The organism is Bacillus sp. 205(2023), from assembly GCF_037027485.1.
GTDB lineage: Bacteria > Bacillota > Bacilli > Bacillales > Bacillaceae > Bacillus > Bacillus halotolerans.
Genome location: NZ_JAXCHF010000001.1, coordinates 369,084 through 381,258, shown reverse-complemented (window position 1 = coordinate 381,258; position 12,175 = coordinate 369,084). Strand labels below are relative to the sequence as shown.

Below are 12,175 nucleotides of genomic sequence, written 5' to 3'. Positions count from 1 at the left end.
ATTTCATTTGTTTACAAAAGTGCTGATTGCCAATCGCGGAGAAATCGCAATGAGAATCATTCGTACGTGCAGCCGCCTTGGGATCAAAACGGCAGCGGTATATTCTGAAGCAGACAGAGATGCGCTCCATACAAAGACAGCAACAGAGGCTTATTATATCGGAGAATCGAGAGTCAGTGAGAGCTATTTAAATATTGAGAGAATCATAGAGGCGGCGAAAAAGGCAAATGCCGACGCCATCCATCCGGGATATGGATTATTGTCAGAAAACAGCCGTTTCGCGCAACGCTGCAAAGAAGAAAACATTGTATTTATCGGTCCTTCACCCGCTGTGATTGCCAAAATGGGAAGTAAAATTGAAGCACGAAAGGCAATGGAGGAGGCAGGTGTTCCTGTAGTGCCGGGTGTTTCCGAATCCCTTGGAGATATTCAGGCAGCCTGCCTCGCCGCGAGTGAAATCGGCTACCCCGTTATGCTGAAAGCTTCAGCAGGGGGAGGAGGCATCGGAATGCAGCTCGTTCCTGACGAAGAAGCATTGATAAAGGCGTATGAAGGAAACAAAAAGCGAGCAGCAGATTTTTTCGGAGACGGGTCCATGTATATAGAAAAGGTGATTGAACACGCCCGCCACATCGAAATTCAAATTCTTGCCGATCACCACGGGCATGCCGTGCATCTGTTTGAACGTGATTGTTCTGTCCAGAGACGCCACCAAAAGGTCATTGAAGAAGCCCCATCTCCATTTGTTGATGATGAGCTGAGAATGAAGATAGGAGAAACGGCAGTGAAAGCAGCCAAAGCGATTGGCTATGCCAATGCGGGAACGATCGAATTTTTAGTCGATGAGAATAAAAACTTTTATTTTCTGGAAATGAATACGAGATTGCAGGTAGAACATCCCGTGACTGAAGAAATTACAGGTTTAGATTTAGTTGAGCAGCAATTAAGGGTTGCGGAGGGACAGACTCTCAGATTCGCTCAGCAGGACATAAAACGAAACGGGCATGCCATAGAGGTCAGAATATATGCGGAAGATCCGAAAACCTTCTATCCGTCACCGGGAACAATCACCGCTTTTTCTCTCCCGGAACAATATGGAGTCCGACACGAATGTGCAGTAACAACAGGGAGCGCAGTTACGCCTTTTTACGATCCGATGATCGCCAAAATGATCATCAAAGGCCAAAACAGAGAGGAAGCGATTGAGAGGCTAAAGGAGGCGCTCCGTGACTATCGGATAGAAGGGATCAAAACGAATATTCCGCTTCTCTTACAGGCTGCTTCATTAGAAGCATTCAAAAAAGGAGACGTCACAACTGATTTTTTGAAAAACAACTTATAAAGGAGGCAGCTGTCATGACGATACACATTCAAATGGCAGGGAACCTGTGGAAGGTGCATGTCAAAGCCGGAGACCACGTTGAAAAAGGCCAGGAAGTCGCCATTTTAGAATCAATGAAAATGGAAATCCCGATTGTTGCAGAGAGAAGCGGAACAGTCAAAGAAGTGAAAAAAAAGGAAGGTGATTTCGTGAATGAAGGTGATGTGCTGCTCGAACTGAACGATCCAACTCAATAATCGGGGAGGCTTACCATGTCCTATCCTAAAAAAGTCATGTTAAGAGAAGTCGGCCCGCGGGACGGCTTGCAAAACGAACCGGTGTGGCTTGCAACAGAAGACAAAATCGCTTGGATCAACCAGCTTTCCCAGACAGGACTCTCCTATATCGAAATAACATCCTTCGTTCATCCAAAATGGATTCCCGCGCTTCGAGATGCTCTATATGTGGCAAAAGGCATCAGCCGGGCAAAAGGCATCACGTACGCAGCACTTGTCCCTAATCAAAAGGGACTGGAGAATGCGCTGGAAGGGGGCATTGACGAAGCTTCTGTCTTTATGTCCGCAAGCGAAACACACAACATAAAAAACATCAACAAATCCACTGCGAACACTCTCCAAGTTCTCAAACAAGTAACAGACGACGCAAAAAAAGCAAATCTTACAGTAAGAGCCTATCTCTCCACAGTTTTCGGCTGTCCGTATGAAAAACATGTACCGATCGAACAAGTGATTCGCCTGGCAGAATCTTTATTTGAATTCGGAATTTCTGAACTATCGCTTGGAGATACGATCGGCGCGGCAAATCCTGTACAGGTTGAAATCGTACTTGAAGCGCTTTTAAAACGATTTCCGGCAAGCCAGCTCGCACTCCACTTTCATGATACAAGGGGAACGGCACTCGCCAACATTCTCACCGCTCTGCAAATGGGCATCACCACATTTGACGGCTCAACGGGCGGGCTTGGCGGCTGTCCGTATGCTCCAGGTTCATCGGGAAATGCTGCGACAGAAGATATCGTGTACATGCTTGATCAAATGGGAATCGAAACAAACGTAAAGCTCGCCAAGTTACTTCCAGCAGCCAAATGGATCGAGGAGAAAATTGGGAAACATCTTCCGAGCCGAAATTTACAGGTGTATAAATCATCTTTATAAAAGAAAGGAAATACCAATGGGAGAATCTATTCTTTTCACTGCAAAAACAGAACATATTGCTGTTATCACCCTTAACAGGCCCCATGCGGCAAATGCCCTTTCGGCAGAAATGCTTAGAGACCTGCAATCCATTCTCCAAGAAATCGAATTCAACACGAAAATCCGCTGTGTCATCCTGACAGGAGCCGGTGAAAAAGCGTTCTGTGCGGGAGCAGACTTGAAAGAAAGAATAAAAATGAAACAAGATCAGGTTCTCAAAAGTGTATCCTTCATTCACAGAACCGCTGCTTTACTCGAAGCCTTGCCGCAGCCGGTGATAGCAGCCATAAACGGAAGTACTTTAGGAGGGGGGCTTGAATTGGCATTGGCATGCGACATCCGAATAGCAGCAGAGAACACTACGTTAGGCCTTCCGGAAACGGCTTTAGCCATTATCCCAGGCGCAGGAGGGACACAAAGACTTCCGCGTCTGATCGGCAGAGGAAAAGCAAAAGAACTCATTTATACAGGCAGACGCATAACCGCACATGAAGCCAAAGAGATAAACCTTGTAGAGCATGTTACGGCTTCTTGTGAGCTTATGGCGAAAGCAGAGGAACTGGCAGAAGCCATTTCAGCTAACGGACCAATTGCCGTCCGCCAGGCTAAATTCGCGATCAATAAAGGATTGGAAACAAACCTTGGAACGGGATTATCAATTGAACAAAAAGCATATGAACACACGATCCCGACAAAGGACAGGACAGAGGGACTTCAAGCCTTTCAAGAAAAAAGACGTGCCGTATACACGGGAGAATAAAGATCGGAGGGAATGCCTTATGGATTATGAAAAAGAACGAACAGAACGGGCGGAAAGGATACAAAAAGGCGGAGCGGAGAAGTATCATCGCAGCAACCAAGAAAAAGGCAAGCTCTTTGTTAGAGAGCGGCTTGCCCTTTTATTTGACGATGACATCGAGCTTGAGGACGCTTTTTTTGCAGAATGTATGTCAGACGGGCTTCCCGCCGACGGAGTCGTAACCGCCATCGGTAAAATCGGCGGCCAAACCGTCTGCGCCATGGCAAATGATTCTACAGTGAAAGCAGGCTCCTGGGGAGCAAAAACAGTTGAAAAAATCATCAGAATACAAGAAACAGCAGAAAAATTAAACTGTCCGCTCATTTATTTAGTCGATTCGGCAGGCGCCAGAATCACCGACCAGATCAATGTATTTCCGGGCAGAAGAGGCGCAGGGAGAATTTTTTACAATCAGGTCAAATTGTCAGGGCGCATTCCCCAGATCTGCCTTCTATTCGGCCCGTCCGCAGCTGGGGGTGCGTATATTCCTGCCTTCTGCGATATTGTCGTCATGGTAGACGGTAACGCGTCCATGTATTTAGGTTCGCCGCGGATGGCAGAAATGGTGATCGGTGAAAAGGTGTCACTTGAAGAGATGGGAGGCGCCCGCATGCATTGTTCAGTTTCCGGCTGCGGAGATATTCTCGCTGAAACTGAACAAGAAGCCATTCACTTGTCACGCTCATATTTATCTTACTTTCCGGCAAATTATAAAGAAAAAGCGCCTGTACAAGAAAAACGGCCGCCAAAGCCCTTTGACATACCGCTTTCCGACGTTATTCCGCAAAACCAAAATGCACCTTTTAATATGTTTGAGCTGATCGATCGTGTAATAGATGAAGGCTCTTTTTTTGAAATCAAAGCTTTATTCGCACCGGAAATCATTACAGGTCTTGCGAGGATTCACGGACAGCCTGTCGGAATTATCGCGAATCAGCCAAAAGTAAAAGGCGGTGTCTTATTCCACGATTCAGCGGACAAAGCCGCTAAATTTATCACATTATGCGACGCCTTTCATATTCCATTGCTGTTCTTAGCGGACATTCCCGGCTTTATGATCGGCACAAAGGTAGAACAGGCCGGAATTATCCGCCATGGAGCCAAAATGATTTCAGCCATGTCAGAAGCAACCGTCCCCAAGCTTTCTGTAATTGTGAGAAAAGCCTATGGAGCGGGATTATATGCTATGGCCGGACCGGCTTTCGAACCGGATTGCTGCATAGCGCTTCCAACCGCACAAATCGCCGTAATGGGCCCTGAAGCAGCCGTAAACGCTGTCTATGCCAAAAAAATCTCCGAGCTGCCGAAAGAAGAGAGGGCTCAATTTATCAGCAGCAAACGCGAGGAGTACAAAGAGGACATCAATATATACCGCTTGGCTTCAGAGATGATCATTGACGCGGTAATCCCAGCCAATTCATTGCGCGAGGAATTGCACAAACGGCTTATGGCGTACATGACAAAGGAAGTGACATTCACCAATCGAAAACATCCGGTTTATCCAGTTTAAAAGGAAGTACCAGGAGCGTGAATAAGCGCTCTTTTTATTGTTTATAATAATTTTATTATGTTAACTAATCAACTGTGCATAAAACCCTCTGTTTTTTACAATAGTAAATAAAGGCTGCCGCACACCTATAGCGGCAATCTCCAGTATGATACAAAGGGGCCTTTATTATGTACCATTTATATTCACATAACGACTTGGACGGAGTAGGGTGCGGGATCGTTGCGAAATTGGCTTTCGGGAAAGAAGTTGAGGTCCGTTATAACTCTGTCAACGGCTTAAATGCTCAAGTCCAATACTTCTTAGAAAAAGCAAAAGAGAGCAGCAGACACGATGCTTTATTTATCACGGATCTTGCTGTCAATGAAGAAAATGAAAAGAGGCTGAACGAGTATGTCCATGCGGGCGGAAAAGTGAAACTGATTGACCACCATAAAACAGCCCTTCATTTGAATGGGCATGAGTGGGGATTTGTCCAGGTGGAATACGATGACGGACGTCTTGCATCGGCCACATCTCTTTTATACGACTATCTTGTCCAAAATGATCTGATGAAGCCGACAAACGCCTTAGATCAATTTACAGAGCTCATCCGCCAATACGACACTTGGGAATGGGAGCAGTACGATCAAAAACAGGCAAAGCGGCTCAATGACCTTTTCTTTTTGCTTTCTATCGATGAATTTGAACAAAAAATGATTCAGCGGCTTTCTGCCCACGACGAATTCTTCTTTGATGAATTTGAAGTGAAACTGCTTGATTTAGAAGAAGAGAAAATCGAGCGCTACCTTCGCAGGAAAAAAAGAGAAATGGTGCAAACCTTTGTTCACGAACACTGTATAGGTATCGTTCACGCAGAATCGTACCATTCTGAACTCGGAAACAGACTCGGAAAAGACAATCCGCATCTTGATTACATTGCCATTTTAAGCATGGGATCAAAACGAGCCAGCTTGCGCACCATTCATGATTACATTGATGTTTCAGAAGTAGCAGGCCGGTACGGAGGCGGGGGGCATGCGAAGGCTTCAGGCTGTTCCATAACGAACGAAGTATACGATTTGTTTGTAGCTGAAGCATTCCGAATGGAACCGGTCCGCCCAGATGCATTCCGTAATTTCTATAATCTGAAAGGATCGGCAAACGGCTCATTATACGAAAATCGCGAACAAATGAGATTCTTCCTGTTTCCTTTGGACAACGCATGGAACATTCAAATTAACGGGGAGACACAGGACGAAACCTTCGCGGCTTTTGAGGAAGCAGAATGGTTTATTAAAAGGAATTACGCGGCATCTCTTGTACGTGATGAAGTGTTTGTCGCATTTTTAGCGGAACATATGAAGCTTTCAAATCATCATCGAAAATAACAAAAAATATGCATAGGGGAGAGTCATCCCTATGCATATCCATAAGCTATCGTTTAAAAATGGCTGTACGTTTTTTTATGACAAAATAAAGTGCAATGACCACTATAGCCAGTATCATAATCGGTGTTGTATAAGTGCCCGCAATGTTCTCAACGTCATCCCACTGGCTTCCGAGCTGAATGCCTAAATAAACAAACAGAATAGACCACGGAATGATAGCAAGTACAGTCAGTACCACAAATTTGAGAAACGGCATTTTGGCAATGCCTGCGGGAATTGATATCGCATGTCTGACAACCGGTATAAAACGTGCCGAGAAGACAACCCCCGTACCATACTTTTGAAACCAGTTTTCTGACATGTCAATGTGATGCTTTTTAATCAATAAGTACTTCCCGTATTTGTCCAAAAACGGCCTGCCGCCATAGCGTCCGATCCAATAAATAAAGATCTGGGCAATGGTGCCCCCGATAACCCCCGCAATGATGGCGCCGATAAATCCAATCGAGCCTTCCGATACCATATAGCCGCCATAGGCCAATACAATTTCACTCGGTATGATTTCGATCATCAACCCAATTGCAATGCCCGCATATCCCATATTCGTCAGCCAAGTTAAAATTTCGCTTATCAAACTGCCCACATTCTTCACAACCTGTCCTTATCTTTTTCACTATTATATGACTGATTGACGAGCAAGATGGTTACAAATTTTTTTATCGCAGCACTTCTTTTGTTTCCCGTTTGAGCACTTCTTCTAAATAAGCTAAAAGCTGAGATCTCATTTCAGGACGCATTAAGCCGATTTCGGTGCTTGCTTTAAAACAGCCCAATTTATCGCCAATGTCATATCGTTTTCCTTCCAGAAGCCGCGCATGAATAGGCTGGGTGCGGCAAACCTCACGAAGTGCATCTGTTAATTGAATCTCATTGCCTGCGCCTCTCCCGATCGACTTCAAAACAGGGAAGATAGAAGGATTCAGTACATATCGGCCCATCACTGCAATTTCGGAAGGGGCATCTTCAGGAGACGGTTTTTCAACTAAATCGTTCACTTCATACACATGGCCTTGAGAGCCTGATGTCTGAATAATGCCATATTTGCTGACATCCTCAGGGAGAACAGACTGTACACCGACAACCTCTGTGCCATAAGCGGCGTATACATCCATTACTTGCCGAAGAGCCGGCTTTTCAGACACCATAATATCATCGCCTAATAGAACGGCAAAAGACTCATCTCCGATAAAATGCTCCGCACACAGCACCGCATGACCTAAGCCGAGCGGTTCTTTCTGGCGGATATAATGAACATTGGCCAAATCGGCAATCTGCTGTATTACCTTAAGCGTCTCCGTCTTGCCTTTTTCCCGCAGATTGAATTCCAATTCCGCCGACCGGTCAAAATGATCTTCAATCGAGCGTTTGTTTCTCCCTGTAATAATCAGTATATCTTCAATTCCTGACTCTACGGCCTCTTCTACAATGTATTGAATTGCCGGTTTGTCGACGATCGGGAGCATTTCTTTCGGCTGCGCCTTTGTCGCCGGCAGAAATCTCGTTCCAAAACCCGCTGCGGGAATGACCGCTTTTCTCACTTTTTTTCTCATTCATCTTCACTCCTGATCCTGTATGTTTTTCAGCGAATCTCCAAATACCCAGATTCGGTTTCCGATAAAATTCATTATCATCCCGCCGATAGTGGCGGCGAGCTTACTCACCAAAAGCGAACAACCGCTTTTTTGAAACAAATAAAGCAACAAAAAGGTGATCCCCGATGCGGCAATATTAATCACAAGAAAGCGCGCGATCTCTTTCCCATCAGTCTTACGTTTTACACGAAACGTCCAATTCCGGTTCCACACATAGCTGTTGATGATACCTGCAGAATAGGAGCAGATCTGCGCCGGCAGATAAGGAACATGACAAGCGGTGAGAAGAAAGAAGACACCAAAATCTATCAGCGTATTACCGACGCCCACGGTGCAAAAACGGCCTAATGTCTTTATTTTTTCTTTCAGCATAACGGCACCCGTTTTGACCTCCCTTCATAAAAAATGCAGATGGCTGTCACATTTGTTGATATGGATTACTTTAGCGGACAGTGTTGAATAAACAATTACTAAAATATGAACAAAACATGAAAAAATAATGAGGCCTTGCAGATTCATTAAGTTAATCGTTTGATCGTGTAGGTTGACATATTTTACGAGGAATCCTAATATTCTGCACGAGTGTTAACCTTTAATGAATTTAGTTAACTTTCATTCTCAAGGTTAGAAAGGAGGGGGATATGGTGCAGGAAGAAACATATTACAGCGTCAGAATGAGGGCTTCCCAGGACGCCCCCTATGAACAAGGCGGAGAACGGGTCATCACTTACAGCGGTTTATAGGAAGGGGTGAATGGCTTATTACATAAAGGCTTCTCGCACTCAAGAGGGACAGCGACAAAGCAAAAGGCATCACAGGTCAGGCCGTAGTCATGGACGGAGGGTATACCGCAATAGTTCTTGTACTCTAAAAAAAACAGCCGCTCTGAACGGCTGTTTTTTTGCGCCTGAAAACCTTTTGAGACTGATTTTCCGGTGTCAGCCCCACCTTATATATTCAATGAATAAATGTATCCAGTTTCTTTGTAAAACCGAACAATAATTCCTCCGAAAGTATTCTATACACATTTATTATAACCATGCTAGGATGTTAGATAAAGGAATATTTTGTATAATATTGCATCTCTATTCAATGTGATCGGAGGGAACTCAAGAAAAATCCTGCCTTTTTATTTCCTGCCAGCAGCATGTGATTTTCAGGCATCCGCAAGCTGTGGAATGTGTCATCAGGATGGCGGAGGAAAAGGGGGGCTAAATATACTTATTTGAATGTCAGTGCGCTTTTTCACAGTTCGATAATACGATCAGCATCTGATTTATGTGTCCTTCATGACCTGTGTGATCACCCCCCATTTTTAGAAAAAAGGAGGATGTTAAGTCATGAATAAAAAGTGTAGCGTATGTTTATGGGTTCTTGCTTTATTATTGAGTTGCTTATTTGGGGAGTCTGCGTATGCAGCCAGTACTACAATTGCAAAACATGCAGGGAATTCAAACCCGCTTATCGACCATCATTTGGGAGCAGATCCGTTTGCGCTGACCTATAACGGAAGAGTCTACATCTATATGTCAAGTGATGACTATGAATATAATAGCAACGGAACGATTAAGGATAACTCATTTGCCAATTTGAATAGAGTATTCGTCATCTCTTCAGCGGATATGGTGAACTGGACAGACCACGGAGCCATTCCGGTAGCAGGTGCCAACGGGGCTAATGGCGGCCAGGGGATTGCGAAATGGGCAGGTGCGTCCTGGGCCCCGTCAGTCGCAGTTAAAAAGATAAATGGTAAGGATAAATTCTTCCTTTATTTCGCAAACAGCGGCGGAGGTATCGGGGTTCTCACCGCAGACAGTCCGATTGGCCCATGGACCGATCCAATCGGAAAAGCGTTGGTAACGCCAAGTACACCAGGAATGTCCGGTGTTGTGTGGCTTTTTGATCCGGCAGTATTCGTAGATGACGACGGTACCGGTTACCTGTATGCAGGCGGAGGCATCCCTGGCGGTTCAAATCCAACGCAGGGGCAATGGGCCAATCCTAAAACAGCAAGAGTCATGAAATTGGGGCCTGATATGACCAGTGTTGTTGGAAGTGCAGCTACAATTGATGCGCCTTTTATGTTTGAAGATTCGGGAATGCATAAGCATAACGGAAAATATTACTATTCCTATTGCATCAATTTCGGGGGCACGCACCCGGCCGATAAACCCCCAGGTGAGATCGGCTACATGACCAGCTCAAGTCCCATGGGTCCCTTTACATATAGAGGGCACTTCCTGAAAAATCCGGGAGCATTTTTCGGAGGTGGCGGAAACAACCACCATGCTGTTTTCAATTTTAAAAACGAGTGGTATGCGGTGTACCATACTCAAACTGTCAGTTCCGCTTTGTTCGGGGCCGGCAAAGGATACCGTTCTCCCCATATTAATAAGCTAGTGCACAATGCAGATGGATCCATTCAAGAGGTTGCGGCAAATTATGCAGGCGTAACACAGCTTTCCAATTTGAATCCATATAACCGGGTAGAAGCTGAAACGTTTTCCTGGAATGGACGCATTTTGACCGAGAAATCTTCAGCAACCGGCGGGCCGGTAAATAATCAACATGTAACTAGCATTCATAACGGAGACTGGATTGCTGTAGGAAATGCAGACTTCGGGGCGGGCGGTGCCAGAACGTTTAAAGCAAATGTAGCATCCACTATAGGCGGGAAAATAGAAGTGCGCCTCGACAGTACAAACGGTATGCTTGCAGGAACCCTGAATGTACCTTCCACAGGCGGAGCGCAAACCTGGAGAGAAATAGAAACTGCGGTAAGCGGTGCAACCGGTGTGCACAAAGTTTTCTTTGTATTTACCGGAACAGGTACAGGAAACTTGTTTAATTTTGATTACTGGCAGTTTACGCAAAGATAGCAGATGAGAAAACCTTTTGTTTGCAATATAAAAGGAGACAGATCAGTTTGTTTAATACCATAAAAGACAAGGAGAGGAAAAATGATTTCAAGCGTGAAAAAACCAATTTGTGTATTATTGGTATGTTTCACTATGCTGTCAGTAATGTTAACCGGGCCAGGCGCTACTGAAGTTTTGGCAGCAAGTGATGTAACAGTTAATGTATCTGCAGAAAAACAAGTGATTCGCGGTTTTGGAGGCATGAACCACCCGGCTTGGATTGGAGATTTGACAGCAGCTCAAAGAGAAACTGCTTTTGGCAATGGACAGAATCAGTTAGGTTTTTCAATCTTAAGAATTCATGTGGATGAAAATAGAAATAATTGGTACAGAGAAGTGGAGACTGCAAAGAGTGCGATCAAACATGGAGCAATCGTTTTTGCTTCTCCCTGGAATCCTCCAAGCGATATGGTTGAGACTTTCAATCGTAATGGTGACACATCAGCTAAACGGCTAAGATACGATAAGTACGCCGCATACGCGCAGCATCTTAACGATTTTGTTACCTACATGAAGAATAATGGCGTGAATCTTTATGCGATTTCTGTTCAAAACGAGCCTGATTATGCACACGAATGGACGTGGTGGACTCCGCAAGAAATACTTCGTTTCATGAGAGAAAATGCCGGTTCCATTAATGCACGTGTCATTGCACCAGAATCTTTTCAGTACTTTAAAAATATATCGGACCCCATTTTGAACGATCCGCAGGCGCTTAGGAATATGGATATTCTCGGAACTCACCTGTACGGCACTCAGGTCAGTCAGTTTCCTTATCCTCTATTCAAACAAAAAGGAGCAGGGAAAGAGCTATGGATGACGGAAGTATACTATCCAAACAGTGACAACAATTCAGCGGATCGCTGGCCCGAGGCATTAGGCGTTTCAGAGCATATTCACCATTCAATGGTGGAGGGAGATTTTCAAGCTTATGTTTGGTGGTACATCCGCAGATCTTACGGTCCTATGAAAGAAGACGGTACGATCAGCAAACGCGGTTACAATATGGCTCATTTCTCAAAGTTTGTGCGTCCCGGCTATGTAAGGGTTGATGCAACGAAAAATCCTAATGCGAACGTTTACGTATCAGCCTATAAAGGTGACAACAAGGTTGTTATTGTTGCCATTAACAAAAGCAATACAGGGGTCAACCAAAACTTTGTGTTGCAGAATGGATCTGCTTCTCAGGTATCCAGATGGATAACAAGCGGAAGCAGCAATCTTCAACCTGGAACGAATCTCAATGTAACGGGCAATCATTTTTGGGCCCATCTTCCAGCTCAAAGCGTGACAACATTTGTCGTAAATCGTTAAGGGCACCTCAGGCAAGCGGTACCGCAGGAAGAAGAGAAGAAGGATGTGTAGCGGATACAATTATATGTTCAAAAAAACCC

The 12,175-nt window shown here is 44.8% G+C and carries 10 protein-coding genes and 3 pseudogenes; 10 read left to right on the top strand and 3 right to left on the bottom strand.

The window, feature by feature from the left end:
• The first annotated feature begins 7 nt into the window (after positions 1 to 7).
• From WA325_RS01720 to WA325_RS01695, 6 genes are all read left to right on the top strand, one after another.
• Entirely contained in the window at positions 8 to 1,342 is a 1,335-nt protein-coding gene (locus WA325_RS01720) for an acetyl-CoA carboxylase biotin carboxylase subunit (protein WP_336183116.1), read from the top strand.
• Positions 1,343 to 1,356: 14 nt separating this feature from the next.
• Positions 1,357 to 1,578 (top strand): acetyl-CoA carboxylase biotin carboxyl carrier protein subunit, encoded by a 222-nt coding sequence (locus WA325_RS01715; RefSeq protein ID WP_024121611.1) that lies wholly within the window; start codon positions 1,357 to 1,359, stop codon positions 1,576 to 1,578.
• Between the two features lie 15 nt (positions 1,579 to 1,593).
• Complete coding sequence (ldeG, locus tag WA325_RS01710; protein ID WP_336183115.1) at positions 1,594 to 2,496, top strand: hydroxymethylglutaryl-CoA lyase; 903 nt, start codon at positions 1,594 to 1,596, stop codon at positions 2,494 to 2,496.
• Between the two features lie 16 nt (positions 2,497 to 2,512).
• Positions 2,513 to 3,295 (top strand): enoyl-CoA hydratase, encoded by a 783-nt coding sequence (locus WA325_RS01705; protein ID WP_336183114.1) that lies wholly within the window; start codon positions 2,513 to 2,515, stop codon positions 3,293 to 3,295.
• Positions 3,296 to 3,314: 19 nt separating this feature from the next.
• The gene (locus WA325_RS01700) at positions 3,315 to 4,844 is read left to right on the top strand and encodes an acyl-CoA carboxylase subunit beta (RefSeq protein WP_336183113.1); all 1,530 of its coding nucleotides are present in this window, start codon (positions 3,315 to 3,317) and stop codon (positions 4,842 to 4,844) included.
• 167 nt (positions 4,845 to 5,011) lie between these two features.
• Entirely contained in the window at positions 5,012 to 6,211 is a 1,200-nt protein-coding gene (locus tag WA325_RS01695) for a DHH family phosphoesterase (protein WP_336183112.1), read from the top strand.
• A 46-nt stretch (positions 6,212 to 6,257) separates the two neighbouring features.
• Here WA325_RS01695 and WA325_RS01690 read toward each other — a convergent pair whose 3' ends face one another.
• The 3 genes and pseudogenes from WA325_RS01690 to WA325_RS01680 form a co-directional block, all read right to left on the bottom strand.
• A complete protein-coding gene (locus WA325_RS01690; protein WP_326324731.1) occupies positions 6,258 to 6,854 on the bottom strand; it encodes a DedA family protein in 597 nt (198 codons plus the stop codon).
• Between the two features lie 73 nt (positions 6,855 to 6,927).
• The gene (gene galU, locus WA325_RS01685; RefSeq protein ID WP_336183111.1) at positions 6,928 to 7,821 is read right to left on the bottom strand and encodes a UTP--glucose-1-phosphate uridylyltransferase GalU; all 894 of its coding nucleotides are present in this window, start codon (positions 7,819 to 7,821) and stop codon (positions 6,928 to 6,930) included.
• Positions 7,822 to 7,827: 6 nt separating this feature from the next.
• A pseudogene (locus tag WA325_RS01680) lies at positions 7,828 to 8,285 on the bottom strand (GtrA family protein).
• A 222-nt stretch (positions 8,286 to 8,507) separates the two neighbouring features.
• Between WA325_RS01680 and WA325_RS01675 the strand changes: the two are divergent.
• The 4 genes and pseudogenes from WA325_RS01675 to xynC form a co-directional block, all read left to right on the top strand.
• Positions 8,508 to 8,603 (top strand): annotated as a pseudogene (locus WA325_RS01675) (6-carboxyhexanoate--CoA ligase); the annotation flags it as partial.
• A 400-nt stretch (positions 8,604 to 9,003) separates the two neighbouring features.
• Positions 9,004 to 9,139, top strand: a pseudogene (locus WA325_RS01670) (malonyl CoA-acyl carrier protein transacylase); the annotation flags it as partial.
• 64 nt (positions 9,140 to 9,203) lie between these two features.
• Positions 9,204 to 10,742 (top strand): glycoside hydrolase family 43 protein, encoded by a 1,539-nt coding sequence (locus WA325_RS01665; protein WP_336183110.1) that lies wholly within the window; start codon positions 9,204 to 9,206, stop codon positions 10,740 to 10,742.
• Positions 10,743 to 10,823: 81 nt separating this feature from the next.
• Positions 10,824 to 12,095 (top strand): glucuronoarabinoxylan endo-1,4-beta-xylanase XynC, encoded by a 1,272-nt coding sequence (gene xynC / locus WA325_RS01660; RefSeq protein ID WP_336183109.1) that lies wholly within the window; start codon positions 10,824 to 10,826, stop codon positions 12,093 to 12,095.
• The last annotated feature ends 80 nt before the right edge of the window (positions 12,096 to 12,175 follow it).